This window comes from Sphingomonas sp. AP28 (assembly GCF_056680455.1).
This window is the reverse complement of record NZ_CM155283.1, coordinates 1,128,510-1,142,779: the sequence shown is the minus strand read 5'-3', so window position 1 is coordinate 1,142,779 and position 14,270 is coordinate 1,128,510. Positions and strand designations below refer to the sequence as shown.

At 66.1% G+C, this 14,270-nt stretch carries 12 protein-coding genes; 3 read left to right on the top strand and 9 right to left on the bottom strand.

Annotation, left to right across the window (positions count from 1 at the left end; genetic code table 11):
* Window positions 1–44 precede the first annotated feature (44 nt).
* From AC1MH0_RS05145 to AC1MH0_RS05120, 6 genes are all read right to left on the bottom strand, one after another.
* Window positions 45–1,472, bottom strand: a complete 1,428-nt coding sequence (locus tag AC1MH0_RS05145) for an efflux transporter outer membrane subunit (protein WP_480964989.1) — start codon at window positions 1,470–1,472, stop codon at window positions 45–47.
* Window positions 1,473–1,482: 10 nt separating this feature from the next.
* On the bottom strand, window positions 1,483–4,662 hold the full coding sequence (locus AC1MH0_RS05140; protein ID WP_480964988.1) for an efflux RND transporter permease subunit: 3,180 nt from the start codon (window positions 4,660–4,662) through the stop codon (window positions 1,483–1,485).
* A gap of 173 nt (window positions 4,663–4,835) precedes the next feature.
* Window positions 4,836–6,113: an efflux RND transporter periplasmic adaptor subunit gene (locus tag AC1MH0_RS05135; RefSeq protein ID WP_480964987.1), complete on the bottom strand. Its 1,278-nt coding sequence runs from the start codon at window positions 6,111–6,113 to the stop codon at window positions 4,836–4,838.
* Window positions 6,110–6,508, bottom strand: coding sequence for a hypothetical protein (locus AC1MH0_RS05130; RefSeq protein WP_093400325.1), 399 nt, complete (start codon window positions 6,506–6,508; stop codon window positions 6,110–6,112). The genes AC1MH0_RS05135 and AC1MH0_RS05130 overlap by 4 nt, the downstream gene beginning before the upstream one ends.
* A gap of 314 nt (window positions 6,509–6,822) precedes the next feature.
* On the bottom strand, window positions 6,823–7,437 hold the full coding sequence (locus AC1MH0_RS05125; RefSeq protein WP_480964986.1) for a TetR/AcrR family transcriptional regulator: 615 nt from the start codon (window positions 7,435–7,437) through the stop codon (window positions 6,823–6,825).
* A gap of 63 nt (window positions 7,438–7,500) precedes the next feature.
* Complete coding sequence (locus tag AC1MH0_RS05120; RefSeq protein ID WP_480964985.1) at window positions 7,501–8,802, bottom strand: UDP-glucose dehydrogenase family protein; 1,302 nt, start codon at window positions 8,800–8,802, stop codon at window positions 7,501–7,503.
* Between the two features lie 131 nt (window positions 8,803–8,933).
* Between AC1MH0_RS05120 and AC1MH0_RS05115 the strand changes: the two genes are divergently transcribed.
* Window positions 8,934–9,380 carry a phasin family protein gene (locus AC1MH0_RS05115; RefSeq protein WP_480964984.1) on the top strand — a complete coding sequence of 149 codons (447 nt, stop codon included), beginning with the start codon at window positions 8,934–8,936 and terminating at the stop codon, window positions 9,378–9,380.
* Between the two features lie 119 nt (window positions 9,381–9,499).
* Here AC1MH0_RS05115 and AC1MH0_RS05110 read toward each other — a convergent pair whose 3' ends face one another.
* Window positions 9,500–10,498, bottom strand: coding sequence for an inorganic phosphate transporter (locus AC1MH0_RS05110; RefSeq protein ID WP_480964983.1), 999 nt, complete (start codon window positions 10,496–10,498; stop codon window positions 9,500–9,502).
* A gap of 195 nt (window positions 10,499–10,693) precedes the next feature.
* Window positions 10,694–11,812, bottom strand: a complete 1,119-nt coding sequence (locus AC1MH0_RS05105; protein WP_480965679.1) for a DUF47 family protein — start codon at window positions 11,810–11,812, stop codon at window positions 10,694–10,696.
* 195 nt (window positions 11,813–12,007) lie between these two features.
* On the opposite strand from AC1MH0_RS05105, the gene AC1MH0_RS05100 reads away from it, so the two are divergent.
* Entirely contained in the window at window positions 12,008–12,172 is a 165-nt protein-coding gene (locus AC1MH0_RS05100) for a hypothetical protein (RefSeq protein WP_480964982.1), read from the top strand.
* Window positions 12,173–12,276: 104 nt separating this feature from the next.
* Here AC1MH0_RS05100 and AC1MH0_RS05095 read toward each other — a convergent pair whose 3' ends face one another.
* The gene (locus AC1MH0_RS05095) at window positions 12,277–13,602 is read right to left on the bottom strand and encodes an MFS transporter (protein WP_480964981.1); all 1,326 of its coding nucleotides are present in this window, start codon (window positions 13,600–13,602) and stop codon (window positions 12,277–12,279) included.
* Between the two features lie 114 nt (window positions 13,603–13,716).
* Here AC1MH0_RS05095 and pgsA point away from each other — a divergent pair, with 114 nt between their 5' ends.
* The gene (pgsA, locus tag AC1MH0_RS05090; RefSeq protein ID WP_480964980.1) at window positions 13,717–14,268 is read left to right on the top strand and encodes a CDP-diacylglycerol--glycerol-3-phosphate 3-phosphatidyltransferase; all 552 of its coding nucleotides are present in this window, start codon (window positions 13,717–13,719) and stop codon (window positions 14,266–14,268) included.
* Window positions 14,269–14,270 lie beyond the last annotated feature (2 nt).

Sequence of the window (14,270 nt, the reverse complement as noted above, 5' to 3'; positions counted from 1 at the left end):
ACAGTATTATGTTGGTTAACGCATCGGTTCTGGATGTATTTACCTCATGCGGCGGGGCGACTTGGCGCCTGCCAGCCACCACCCAGCGCACGAAACAGGTCGACTTGCGCCCCTGCGATCCGCGAGTCCGCCGCCGCGAGATCCGTATCCGTATCGGCAAGCGTGCGTTCGGCGTCGAGGACGTCGAGGAAGTCGATCTGGCCCTCGCGCTGGCGAGCGCGGGTGATGCGGGCGGCGGTGGCGGCGTTGTCGTGCGCGGACTGCAACTGCGTGCGGCGATCGAGTTCGCGGGCGTAGTTGGACAGCGCGGTCTCGGTTTCCTCGAGTGCGGTAAGGACGCTCCCGTCGAAATTGGCAAGTGCGCCACGCGAGTCCGCCTCGGCGCCGGCGATGCGGGCGCGGGCTGCCGACTGGTTGAGCGACCAGTTCAGCAACGGGCCGAGCAGCCAGCGGATCGGGCCGCCGGTGAAGATGTCGCCCACGCTAAGCGCGGTCGAGCCGATCGAACCGCCGAGCGAGATCTGCGGGTAGAGCTGCGAGGTCTGGACGCCGATCCGCGCGGTGGCTGCCGCAAGCCGGCGTTCGGCGGCGTGGACGTCGGGGCGGCGGGCTAGCAACGTCGCGCCGTCGCCGATTGGAATCGGCTGGTCTAGGCGCGGCGTCGTCGTGCGGGCGCCGGCGGTTGCGGGAAGGTCCTGCGGGGTGCGGCCGGTGAGCGTGGCGAGGCGGAACAGCGCCGCCTGACGTTCGGCCTCGATCTGCGGAATGTTGGCGGCGCGCTGATCGCGCAGGGCTGCGATCCGGACCTGGTCGAGGCGGGCTGCACGACCGGCGTCGACGCGCTTGCCGGTCAGCGTGTTCGACTTGTCGAGCAGGTCGACGATTCGCCGCGCGACCGCGAGGCGTTCGGCGGACGAGGCTGCATCGACGTAGGCGCGCGTGGTGGCGGCGACGATCGAGACGCGGACGGCATCCGCATCGGCCTGCGCGGCGCCAACGTCACCGCGGGCTGCTTCGACGTTGCGGCGGACTCGGCCGGCGAGATCGACCTCGTAGCTAACGTCTAGGCCTACGTCGTAGGTGGCGCGCTCGCGGTCGAGGCCGGGCAGGTTCTGGAGTTGCGAGGTGCGCGCGTAATTGCCGCTCGCGCCCGCGTTCACCTGTGGCTCGCGGTCGGTCTTCGCGCCGCGCAGGGACGCGCGGGCGCTATCTAGCCGGGCGACGGCGACGCGCAAGTCGGTGTTTGCCGCGAGGGCATCCGCGACGAGGCCGTCGAGGACGGGGTCGCGGTACATCCGCCACCAGTCGTTGTCGGGCGCCGTCGTGACGGTGGCAGCGGTGCCGTTGGCAGAGGGCGCGGTGACGAACGACGCCGCCGCCTTGGGTGGGGTGATCGGCGCGACATAGTCGGGGCCGGCGGCGCAGGCGGCGAGCGTCAGCGCCGAGAGGCTCGCAAGGAGGGCGGACTTCATGATGCTGGTCCTATTCGACTGGCTGAAGGGTCGGCTGGGCAGCGGCTGGCTTGCGGCGTTCGAACCGCAGCGCCAGCGCCCGTGCGACGACATAGAAAGTGGGGGTGAAAAGCAGCCCGAACCCGGTCACGCCGATCATCCCGAAGAACACCGCGGTCCCGAGCGCCTGACGGAGTTCCGCACCGGCACCGGTCGCGATCACCAGCGGCACCGCGCCGAGAATGAACGCGAAGCTCGTCATCAGGATCGGCCGCAACCGGTCCTTCGCTGCGCGGACCGCCGCCTCGACCGGGGTGAGCCCGTCCTGTTCCTCGGCCTGCTTGGCGAACTCGACCACGAGGATCGCGTTCTTCGCGGCGAGCGCAATCAGCACGACCAGGCCGATCTGCGTGAGGACGTTGTTGTCCATACCTCGCAGGTTCACGCCGGTCATTGCAGCGAGCAGGCACATCGGCACGATCAGGATGATCGCGAGCGGTAGCGTCAGGCTCTCGTACTGCGCGGCGAGCACGAGGAAGACGAACACGACCGCCATGCCGAAGACGAGCGCGGCGGTGCTGCCGGCGGCCTTTTGCTGGTAGGCGATGCCGGTCCATTCATGCGCGTAGCCAGCGGGGAGCGACGCATCGGCGAGCTTCTCCATCGCGACCAGCGACTGGCCCGAGGAATAGCCTTTGGCGGTGTCGCCATCGACTTCGACCGCGGGGAACAGGTTGTAGCGGACCACGCGGTACGGGCCGGTCTTGTCCTTGAACGTCGAGACCGAGCCGACCGGGACCATCTGGCCCGAGTTGGAGCGCGTCTTCAGGTTGGCGATGTCCGCGGTGGTGTTGCGGAACGGCGCGTCTGCCTGTGCCGTGACGCGGTAGGTGCGCCCCAGCAGGTTGAAGTCGTTGACGAACGCCGAGCCCAGATAGACCTGCAACGCCTCGAACACGCGCTCGGGTGGGACGCCCAAGAGGTTGGCCTTGGCGCGGTCGACGTCGGCGAAGATGCGCGGGGTGGCGGTGTCGAAGAACGTATAGATCTGGGCGAGACCCTTGGTCTGGTTCGCCTGGCCGATCAGCGCGTAACTCGTCTTGCCGAGATCGGCGTATCCGTGGCCGCCCTGGTCCTGCACCATCAGACGGTAGCCGCCGGCCGAGCCGATGCCCTGGATCAGCGGTGGCGGGACGATCAGCAGGCGCGCTTCGGTGATGTCGCCGGTCGCTTTCTGCGATTCCGCCATGATGCTCGCGAGCGTAACGCCTAGCTTCTTGCGCTCCTCGAAGCTCTTCAGCGGGATGTACGCGGCGGCCGAGTTGGGTGCGAGCGTCTGCGAGGGGCCATCAAAGCCCGCGAGCATGACCGCGCCCTTGACGCCGGCGAGTGGCAGGATGCGTTTCGCGACCTTCTGCATGACCGCATCGGTGCGCTCGACCGACGAGCCGGGCGGAAGCTGGATGACGGTCAGGAAGTAGCCCTGGTCCTGCGCGGGAACGAAGCCCGACGGGGTGATCGTGAAGACGCCGACCGTGACCGCGATCAGGGCGGCATAGGCGATCATCATCCGGCGCGGCGCGGTGACTAGGCGCGCGGTGAGGCGGGCATAGCTGTCGCTCATCCGCTCGAACCCACGATTGAAGGCGTCCCCGGCGCGTCGCACGGTGCGGGTCAGGCGGTTGCCGGAGTCGGCGGGTGCGGTCGGCTTGAGCAGCATCGCGGCGAGCGCCGGCGACAGCGTCAGCGAGATCAGCAGCGAGATGATCGTCGCGGTCGAGATCGTCACCGCGAACTGGCGGTAGAACGCGCCGGACAGCCCGGTGAGGAACACGGTCGGGATGAACACCGCGCACAGCACGAGCACGATCGCGACCAGCGCGCCCGACACTTCGTCCATCGACGTGCGCGCCGCCTCCAAGGGGGAGAGCCCGTGTTCGAGGTTGCGCTCGACATTCTCGACCACGACGATCGCGTCATCGACGACGATGCCGATCGCGAGGACGAGGCCGAACAGCGACAGGTTGTTGAGGCTGTACCCGGCAGCGGCGAGCACCGCGAAGGTACCGATCAGCGAGACCGGGATCGCCACGATCGGGATGATCGCCGCGCGCCACTTCTGCAGGAAGACGAGGATCACCAGTACCACGAGGACCATTGCCTCGAAGAGCGTGTGCTTCACCGCGTCGATCGACTGCGCGATGAACTCGGTCGGGTTGTAGATGACCTTGTATTCGAGGCCCTTGGGGAAGCGCTTCGACATGCTTTCCATCTCGGCGGTGACGGCCTGCGCCGCGCCGAGTGCGTTCGAGCCGGGACGCTGGAAGACCGCGGCGATGACGGTCGGCTTGCCGCTGAGATAGGTATTCGCGCCGTAATCCTGCGCGCCGAGTTCGACGCGCGCGACGTCCGAGACGCGGACCTGGCGGCCTTGCGCATCGGTGCGGATGACGACGTCGGCGAACTGTTTGGGATCGGTCAGGCGGCCTTGCGTCTCGACGTTGAGCTGGAATGCGCTGTTGCCCTTGTCGTACGGCGGCTGGCCGAGCGTGCCGGCGGCGACCTGGACGTTCTGTGCACGCAACGCCGCGACGATCTCGCCGGCGGTGAGGTCGAGTGCGGCGGCGCGGCCGGGGTCGATCCAGATGCGCATCGAGTAATCTCGCGCACCGAACAACTGCACGTCGCCGACGCCGTCGATCCGGCTGAGGCGATCGCGGACCTGCGTCAGCGCGTAGTTGGAGATATAGCCGCGATCGAGCGAGTTGTCGGGCGAGACGAGGTTCACCACCATCAGGAAGTCGGGCGACGTCTTGCGCGTCACCACGCCGAGACGCTGGACGTCCTCGGGCAGGCGCGGGACGGCGACCGCGACGCGGTTCTGGACGAGCACCTGGGCAGCGTCGAGGTTGGTGCCGATCTTGAAGGTGACGGTGATCGTGACCTTGCCGTCACCGGTCGATTGCGACGACTGGTACAGCATGTTGTCGACGCCGTTGATCTCCTGCTCGATCGGTGCGGCGACGGTTTCAGCGACGGTCTCGGCGGAGGCGCCGGGATAGGTCGCGCTGACGGTGACGGTGGGGGGGACGATGTCGGGATATTGCGACACCGGCAGCGTCATGTAGGCGATCGCACCGACGATCGTGATGATCACCGCGATCACGCCCGCGAAGATCGGCCTGGTGATGAAGAAGCGCGAGAAGCGCATGGTTTGTGTCCTCGAAAGAAGAGCGACGGACACGCCCCAACACCACCCCGGCGGCAGGGCCCCATCGAAGTATTACTTCGATGGGAACCCAGGCCGCGGCCCAGTTGGGCGAACCGCAATAATTACGTCGAAACGCTATCCCACCTGGGCCCCGGCCTTCGCCGGGGTGGTGGTTACTTGGCGAGGGTGGCTTCACCCGAGATGGGCTGGACCGATGCCGGCGCAGTCGTACCCGACGCCACCACGATCCGGCCGACCTTCGGCGCGACGGTCGCGCCGGGCATCGCCATCTGCGTGCCTTGGATGATGATCCGGTCGTTAGGCCCGATCCCCGAGCGCACGATGCGGAGGCCATCGACCACCGGCCCAAGCTCGACCGGCTTCTGGCTCACGACGTTCTTCGCATCGATCGTCAGCAGAACCTTCCGCACCTGATCGGTCTGCACCGCATCGTCGGGCACCAGCAGAGCCTGCCGCGTCCCCGCACTCGCGAGGCGCATGTTGCCGAACATCCCCGGCGTCAGGAAATACCCCGGGTTGGCGAGCACCGCACGACCACGGATCGTGCCCGACCGCTGGTCGAGGCCGTTGTCGGTGAAATCGAGTTTGCCCTTCCAGCGATGCTCGGTCTCGTCCTGCAACTGGATCTCTACCGCGGCCGGCGTCGCGCCGGGCTGACGTGCGCGTTGCGTCTTGAGGTACAGCGCCTCAGAGCCGTCGAACGTGAAGTAGATCGGGTCGAGCGCGTTGATCGTCGTCAGCACCGTGCCGCCGGTACCTTCGCCGCCCGCGACCTGATTGCCCGCATCGACGCGGCGATCGGAGATGCGACCGCCGATCGGTGCGCGAACCTGCGTGAAGCCGACATCGAGCGCACGGGCGCGTTCGCGAGCCTGCGCCGCGGCCAGTGCGGCCTGAGCTGCTTCGAGCCGACCGCGCAGGGCGTCGACTTCGCCTGCGGAGACCGCTTCGTCAGCGACCAATCGCTGTGCGCGACCGAGATCGGTGCGGGCCAGAGAAAGCGCGCTCTTTGCACTGGCGACATTGGCATGCGCCTCAGCCAGGGCAGCCGCAAACGGGCGGGAGTCAATCGTGAAGAGCAGCTGCCCCTTGCTGACGATCTCACCATCGCGGAAATGGATGCCGGTGACTTCGCCTGCTACGCGCGGACGGATCTCGACGGTGCGGCTCGGTGCGAAGCGGCCCACATAATCGTCCCATTCGCTGACCTGCCGTACCAGCGGCGACGCGACCGTGACGGAGGCGGGCGGGGGGGCCGCCATCGCCGCGTCGGGATGATCGAACATCTTCACGCCGACCGCGCCGAGCAGCGCGATCGGCACGAGCACCATCGCGCCGCGCTGCCACGCCGGCCGTCGGTGACGGTCCGCGGGCGGCGACGCGACGACGTCGGCGTCGTTCGCGGCCGTGATCGTGGTAAGTTGGTTCACGCTGCGATGCTCCGCTTCTGCTGGATGCCGACGCGCATGCCGGTCACGCTCTCGACGAGCGTTTCGATCTGTGCCTCGGCAAAGCCGGCGGCGAGGAAGCCCTGGATCTCGGCCATCGGCAGCGCGAAGCCGCGACGCCAGGCGTACACGGCCATCCGCCGCAGCGCCTCGAGCCGGGGGTCGGCGAGCCGCGACGCGGTGCTCAGGCCGAACAGGCTGCCCATTGCCCGCGACATGCGGCTCGGGCCGGACAGGCTGCGCAACGTGTCGCGCTTGGCGAGGGCGATGACGCTCCATTCCAGCGCGGAAAAGCCGGTCGGGGCAGGGGCTGCCACGGCCTGCGTGCGGCTGGTGACGGGCGAAGCGAACATGTTGTCGAGGTCGAGATAAGCCATGGGATTGTCCCCCTTTTGATCTTGGGCAAGCGCTGGCCTTCGTCGGTGGACTGTCCACCGACGTCAGCTGGTCGCAGGGCGTGCGCGGTCGTTGCCGGCACATCACCGTGCCGCGCTTGCCCGCTTGGAATTTTCGAAAATCAGGCCGAAGCCGTCTTAGGTTTGAACCGTGGTCATGGGTTGGTGTCCCCGGCTGCCCCATCCGAAGTAGGAGAGAGCTTCGATACCAGTCGGTATATAAACCTGACGTTCATCTAGTCAACAAGACTTTTGTACCGGCCGGTATTTTTTCCGCGGCGCGGTAGAAAGCGTGTCTATTTGGTTGGCCACATGAGCATGCTCGTCTCGACGAGCTGCTGGAGCTCGGTGCAGCTCGCGCCCGAACCAGCTTGAATCGACAGCCCCTGCATGATCGCGAAGAGGTAGCGCATCAGCGCGTGCGACTCGAGGCCGTCGGGGAACTCGCCCGCGGCCTTGGCTTCGTCGAACCGCCTCATCAGCGCGGCTTCGGACGACGCGCGGCGCTTGGCGACTTCGGCCTTGATCGGCTCGGCTTCGGCGCTGCATGCGACGCTGCTGATCACGCTGAGGCACCCCTTGGGGTCGCAGGTGCTCATCTGCATCTGCAACGCACCGCGGAGCAGGTTTTCCGCTACGGCACGGGCGGTCGGCGCGTCGAGCGCGGACGTCATATAGGCGAGCTTCTCGCGCTCGTAGAGGTCGAGCGCCTTGTGAAACAGCGCCTCCTTGTTGCCGAACGCGGCGTACAGGCTGGGCTTGGTAATCTTCATCTCGGCGGTCAGTTCCGCCATCGATGCGCCCTCGTACCCATTGCGCCAGAACACGCGCAACGCACCCGCCAGTGCCTGGTCGAGATCGAACTCGCGGGGGCGGCCCTTGGGGGCGGTGAGCGTGCAAAGCCTATTCATACCGTTCGGTATATAGTGAGAGCGCGCAAAAGGTCCAGTGACTGGAATATGTTGCCGGGACGCTCACCGACCGACGGCGGTGTAGGCGAACCCGGCCTGTTCGACGTCGGCGCGCTGATAGACGTTGCGGAGATCGACCATCACCGGCCCGGCCATCACGCGCTTCAGCCGCGCAAGATCGAGTGCGCGATAGGCATCCCATTCGGTCACGATAACGACCGCGTCGGCACCCTCGGCCGCGTCATAGGCGTCGGTGCAGTAGACGAGGTCGGGCATCATCGCCTTGGCGGGCGCCATGCCCTCGGGGTCGTGCGTGCGGACCGTTACGCCGGCGTCGGCGAGTGCGGTCGCGATCGCGAGGCTGGGGGCGTCGCGCATGTCGTCGGTGTTGGGCTTGAACGTGAGGCCGAGCAGCGCGACCGTCTTGCCGCGGGGGTTGTCGCCGAGCGCGTGCAGGACTTTCCGGCCCATCGCGCGCTTGCGGCTGTCGTTCACCTTCACGACGGCTTCGACGATGTGGACCGGGGTGTCGTAATCCTCGGCGGTCTTGAGCAGCGCTAGCGTGTCCTTGGGGAAGCACGAGCCGCCATAGCCCGGCCCGGCGTGAAGGAATTTCTTGCCGATCCGGTTGTCGAGCCCGATCCCGCGCGACACGTCCTGCACATCGGCACCGACCACTTCGCACAGGTCCGCGATCTCGTTGATGAAGGTGATCTTGGTCGCTAGGAACGCGTTCGCCGCGTATTTGATCAGCTCGGACGTGCGGCGACCGACGAACAGGATCGGCAATTCGTTGAGATAGAGCGGGCGGTAGACGTCGCGCATGACCTGTTTGGCGCGCTCGTCCTCTGTGCCGATGACGATGCGGTCGGGGCGCTTGAAGTCGCCGATCGCGGCGCCCTCGCGCAGGAATTCTGGGTTGGAGACGACCGCCACGTCGACGTCCGCGCGCTTTTCACGGAAGATCGCCTCGACTCGGTCGCCGGTGCCGACGGGGACGGTCGACTTGGTCACGACCACGGTCGGGCCGGTAACCGCCGCAGCGATCTCTTCGGTGGCGGCGAACACGTAGCTGAGGTCGGCGTGGCCATCACCGCGGCGTGACGGCGTGCCGACCGCAATGAAGATCGCATCCGCGCCCGCGACCGCGCTGGCGAGATCGGTGGTGAAGGTCAGCCGGCCCGCGGCCACGTTCGACGCTACGAGCTGGTCGAGGCCGGGCTCGAAGATCGGCATCCGGCCGGCGAGCAGCGCGTCGATCTTCGACTGGTCCTTGTCGACGCAGATCACGTCATGCCCAAAATCCGAAAAGCAGGCGCCGGACACCAGGCCGACATAGCCAGAACCGATCATCGTGATGCGCATGGACGTTCCCCGTAAAAGCCGCGCGACCTATCGTGAGTAATGCGCGCGGGTGCAAGCTGGCGGGCGCAACCAAAGCCGATCATACCGGTTGAAACTTCGACCAACCGATGGCGCAACACAGGAGCGAGACGATGGCGGACGACTTCAAGCAGGCAGTCGATGACGGTGCGAACGCGAGCAAGGCGGCGACCGACCGCGCGGCGGATGCGGCCAAGGGCGCGGCGGACACGATGCGCGAGAATGCCGAGAAGGCGCGCGATGCGTTCTCGGAGAAGGTGGTCGATCCGGCGCGGCGTGCGGGCGAGGCGATGAAGGAATCCGGCGGCAAGATCGCCGAGGGCGGCGCGACGATCGGCAAGGCGATGATCGACCAGGCCGAGCAGAATGCGCGCGAGGCCTTCGCGGCGATGCGCGAGGCGGCGAGCGCCAGCGACCTGAGCCAGGTGATGAAGATCCAGGGCGATTACCTGCGCGAGCAGAGCCAGCGCAGCATGAGCCAGGCGCGCGAGATCGGCGAGCTGATCATGAAGTTCGGCAAGGACGCGGTCGCGCCGTTGCAGGGCGGCGGGATCAAATAGGCGGTCTGGCCGATACGCCGCTCCCCGTTTCGCGGTGGAGCGGCGTACGGACGAGCAAGAACGCCGCCGCTCCGACACGATGACGTAGCGGCGGTGGACCAGCCTCAACTATTTCTCGCTTAGACGAACAGTCCGACGAGCCAGTACGTGCCGGCGCCGATCAGTCCCGCGGCAGGCAGCGTCAGCGTCCAGGCCACGACGATGTTGCTGGCGACGTTCCAGCGGACGGCGGACAGGCGCCGCGCTGCGCCGACGCCGACGATCGAACCAGTGATGGTGTGAGTCGACGATACGGGGATGCCCCAGAAGGTCGCCGCGAACAGCGTGATCGCGCCGCCGGTTTCCGCGCAGAACCCTTGTGCGGGAGTGAGACGGGTGATCTTCGAGCCCATCGTGTGGACGATCCGCCAGCCGCCGGACAGCGTGCCGAGCGCCATCGCCGTCTGGCAGGACAGCACGACCCAGAGCGGCACATGGAATTCGCCGCCGAGCAGGCCCTGCGAATACAGCAGAACGGCGATGATCCCCATCGTCTTCTGCGCGTCGTTGCCGCCGTGGCCGAGCGAGTAGAGCGCGGCGGAGATCAACTGGAGCTTGCGGAAACGCTTGTCGACGCCGAGCGGGGTGAGCTTGAGGCTGGTCCAGGCGACGATCAGGACGAGCACGAGCGCCAGCATCAGGCCGATCGCGGGCGAGGCGAAGATCGCGAGGACGGTGGCGATGACGCCTTTCCAGACGATCGCGCCGAAGCCGACCTTGGCGATGCCGGCCCCCAGGAGCCCGCCGATCAGCGCGTGGCTGCTGCTCGAGGGGATGCCGAGCACCCAGGTGATGACGTTCCACGCGATCGCACCCATTAGCGCGGCGAAGATCACCTGCGCGTCGATGACGTGCGCCTGGACGATGCCGGTGCCGACGGTCTGCGCGACGTGGAGGCCGAACACCGCGAACGCGATGAAGTTGAAGAACGCCGCCCAGAGGACGGCGTATTGGGGCTTCAACACACGCGTGGAGACGACGGTGGCGATCGAGTTCGCCGCGTCGTGGAGGCCGTTCAGGAAGTCGAACAGCAGCGCGATGCCGATGAGGCTGATGAGGAGCGGGAGGGAGAGGATCATGCGCGGCCGCCCGCGGTTACGCGGATAAGGTGCGCCGCCGCTCTCTCAACCACTCCACCACCCCGGCGAAGGCCGGGGCCCAGTTGGAGAGGTCGCAGTAACAGCGTACCGCCCTCAGTTATTACCGTCCCCCAACTGGGCCCCGGCCTTCGCCGGGGTGGCGCCTTGTTGGAGCGTCGCGACTCGTACGTCACTTCAAGCATGGTCGATGACCAGCCCCTGGATCTCGTTCGCGACGTCCTCGAAGCGGTCGACGATCTTTTCCAGGCTGCTGTAGATCTCGCGGTTGATGATGAAGGTCATCGGGTCCGCACTGATCTTCGAGGCCTGGAACAGCGCGCGCAGGCCCGTGTCGTGGATATCGTCGGCATGACCCTCGATCTGGATCAGCCGCGCAGTCAGGTCGTGCAGCCGCCCCGCGTTGGTGCCGAGCGAGCGCAGCAGCGGGATCGCCTCCGCGGTGATCCGGGCGGCCTCTACGATGATACCCGCCATGTCGCGCATCTGCGGCGAGAACTCGGTGACCTCGTACAGTGCGATCGCGTTGGCGGTACCGTTCATCTGGTCGATCGCGTCGTCCATAACGCCGATCAAATCCGTGATCGCACTGCGGTCGAACGGCGTCACGAACACGCGGCGGACGTCTTGCAACACCTCGCGCGTGATATCGTCGGCCTCGTGCTCGCGCTTGACGATCTCGGCGATCTGACCCTCGATCGAGCCTTCGCCGTGGAGCAGCCGTGCAAGCGCATCGGCGCCGGCGACCAGGGTCGCGGCATGCGCGTCGAACAGTTCGAAGAACCGTCCCTGCTTCGGCATCAGCGACTGGAACCAGCCCAGCATCGGAATTCTCCTTTTCGCACTCGTGCGTACGACGGGTAAGATACGTTGCGCGAGCGACGCCGGGATCGGCGGCTCACGGAAAGCAGCGATCAGCGCCTTCAGGCCGGGCTCATTGACAGCCTCCGCCGCGCGATCAAGCGTAAACCAGCGTGTGTCGCGTTGATGACGCTCGGGCCAGTCGTCGACTTGCTCGACGAATGCGAGCGGAAACACGGTGACGATCATGTCGCGGTAGCGGCCCGTGCGGCGGCGTTTTCGGTACGCGAATTGTCCGACCGGAGACGGGCAAGGGATGCCGCGGATGCCGGCTTCCTCATACGCCTCCTGCGCGGCGGCCTCGTGGCTGGCGAGGCCTACAATGGGGTTGCCCTTGGGGATCACCCAGCGGCCGGTGTCGCGCGAGGTGATCAGCATGACGCGGGCGTGGCCGACTTCGTCGATCACATAGGGAAGTGCGCCGATCTGCTCGATGGTTCGGGTCCTCGCACCCGCAGAATCGCGGGGAAAGTCGGGAGCTTATACCCGGTTTTTACGCAAGGATAGCGGCGTAGCGGAGAGTTTTCGGACCGTCACCGCGGGTCCATTTCTGTCCCATTGCCGGACGCCGCCACCTTAACCACCTTTGCCACTGGTCGAATTGGTAAACGCGACGTTAACGTTTGCATCATGACCAGACGCCTAGTCCTTACCAACGAAGCCGCCCGCCACCCGCTGCGCCGTTCGCTGCCGCCGCCGGTGATCGCGAGCGCAAGGAACGATGATCAAGACATCAAGCTGTTCCTCCTCAGCTTCGGCGCGTTCTTCACCTGCTTCTACAGTTTCATCTTCTGAAGCATTCCCGCACCCTTTTCCGTTCGAGCTGAGCGCAGTCGAAGCACCGGCGTTTGGGACTCACCCTTCGACTTCGCTCAGGGCGAACGGAATTGGGTTTGAGGCTACTCTCTCAATGTCGGCAAACACCCGACCGAGTCGTCGTCGCAGGCTCGGTGGAGCTTTTGCGCGAGCCATGCCGAAACCAGGCACATCGCCGCGACGAGAAACAGCATGTCCTCGGGCGTTACGCCCATCGCGGTGATGCCGATGACGAGGATCGAGCCGATCGTCATCGCGCCCGAATTGACGACGTTGTTCGCCGCCACGGTGCGCGCGGTCTGGTCCTTCTCGACGGTCGTCGTCAGGAACGCGTAGAGCGGCACGACGAACATCCCGCCGGTGATCGCGATCGCCAGCAGCGTCGCCAGCACGGGGATTGCACCCGGCTGATGGATGAACCCCGCCCAGTCGTAATAATGCCCCGGAGCCGCGGGCGTCCAGTTGCGTGCCAGGAACGAGAACAGCACGACGAAGCAGCCCATCGCGATCACCGACGCGGGCGAGAACTTCGCGGAAATCCGCCCGCGCAGCATCGAGTTGATGACCACCGAGCCGATCGCGACCCCGACCGAGAACACGGCGATCACAAAGCTTGCGACTCGCTCGTCGGCGGTCAGCACGTTCTTTACCAGTGGCGGAAAGACGATGATGAGCACTGCGCCGATCGTCCAGAAGAAGCTGATCGCGACGATCGCGAGGAACAGCCGCGGGATATGCAGCGTCGCACTGATCAATCGCCATGATGCGGTGAACGGGTTGTAGTCAAGCTTCAGCGGCGGGCCTTCGCGCGGTGCCGGCGGCACCTGGCGGCCGGAGAACCAGCCTATAACCGCAACCACCAGCACGCTGGCGGCGGCGCCCTCGATCGGAATCCAGCCTGCGGTGACCGTGCCCAACAGGATCGCGAGATACGTCCCTGCCTCGACCAGCCCAGTGCCGCCGAGCACGTCGCACGGTTTCAAATGCTGCGGCAGGATCGCGTATTTGATCGGCCCGAAGAACGTCGAGTGCACGCCGAGGCACAGCACCGCACCGAGCATCAGCCCGATCCCCAGCGACGGGTGCCCGGCACGCGCGACCATCAGGCCGGTCGCGCCGAGCAGCATGATGCCGATCTCGACCGTCTTCACGATCCGGATGATCCGCGCCTTGTCTTCGCTGTCCGCCAATTGCCCGGCGAGTGCGGACAGCAGGAAGAACGGCAGGATGCCGAGTCCCGTCGCCAGCGCGTTGAAATTGGCCTCCATCTTCGGATCGTTGAAGACGGCATAGGTCGCGAACAGGACCATCGAGGTCTTGAACAGGTTATCGTTGAACGCGCCGAGAAACTGCGTGGTGAACAGGGGCAGGAAGCGACGTTGCTTCAGCAACCCGAGGGCATTGAGCATGACGGGAAATAGCCCTGATCGTTGCGGTAATGTGTCGAACCCTTAGCCGAGCGTCATCCGCACGCCAACGTTAAACCGGTTTCGCCCCGCGACCGACCGGTATAGGGGTGGTGGGTGCTGAGCTTGCCTAACCTCCTGACATTGTCGCGGATCGTCGCGGTGCCCCTGCTGGTCTGGTTCCTGTGGTGGCCCGACTGGGAGGCGGGGTACGGCATCGCCTTCGTACTGTACTGCCTGATGGGCATCACCGATTATTTCGACGGCTACCTCGCGCGATCGAGCGGCGCGGTGTCGCGACTGGGCATTTTCCTCGATCCGATCGCCGACAAGATCATGGTCGCGGCGGTGATCCTGATCCTAGTCGGGACGCGCGATATCCCCGGCGTCCACATCATCGCCGCACTGGTGATCCTGCTGCGCGAGATCGCGGTGTCGGGCCTGCGCGAGTTCCTGGCGCAAGTGCAGGTGTCGGTGCCGGTATCGCAGCTCGCCAAGTGGAAGACGACGCTGCAGCTCGTGTCGCTCGGCGGTATCATCCTCGGCGGAGTAGTGCCCGACATGCTCTGGGTCCATAATGTCGGCATCGTCTCGCTGTGGGGTGCGGCCGTCCTCACGCTGCTGACCGGGTGGGATTACCTCCGCGTCGGCCTGAAGCACATGGACTGAAA

Bases quoted from the DNA above. Each gene is read 5' to 3' on its own strand.
- AC1MH0_RS05145 (WP_480964989.1), bottom strand. From the start codon at position 1,472: ATGAAGTCCGCCCTCCTTGCGAGCCTCTCGGCGCTGACGCTCGCCGCC.
- AC1MH0_RS05110 (WP_480964983.1), bottom strand. From the start codon at position 10,498: ATGATCCTCTCCCTCCCGCTCCTCATCAGCCTCATCGGCATCGCGCTG.
- AC1MH0_RS05125 (WP_480964986.1), bottom strand. From the start codon at position 7,437: ATGAATAGGCTTTGCACGCTCACCGCCCCCAAGGGCCGCCCCCGCGAG.
- AC1MH0_RS05095 (WP_480964981.1), bottom strand. From the start codon at position 13,602: ATGCTCAATGCCCTCGGGTTGCTGAAGCAACGTCGCTTCCTGCCCCTG.
- AC1MH0_RS05130 (WP_093400325.1), bottom strand. From the start codon at position 6,508: ATGGCTTATCTCGACCTCGACAACATGTTCGCTTCGCCCGTCACCAGC.
- AC1MH0_RS05115 (WP_480964984.1), top strand. From the start codon at position 8,934: ATGGCGGACGACTTCAAGCAGGCAGTCGATGACGGTGCGAACGCGAGC.
- AC1MH0_RS05120 (WP_480964985.1), bottom strand. From the start codon at position 8,802: ATGCGCATCACGATGATCGGTTCTGGCTATGTCGGCCTGGTGTCCGGC.
- AC1MH0_RS05140 (WP_480964988.1), bottom strand. From the start codon at position 4,662: ATGCGCTTCTCGCGCTTCTTCATCACCAGGCCGATCTTCGCGGGCGTG.
- AC1MH0_RS05100 (WP_480964982.1), top strand. From the start codon at position 12,008: ATGACCAGACGCCTAGTCCTTACCAACGAAGCCGCCCGCCACCCGCTG.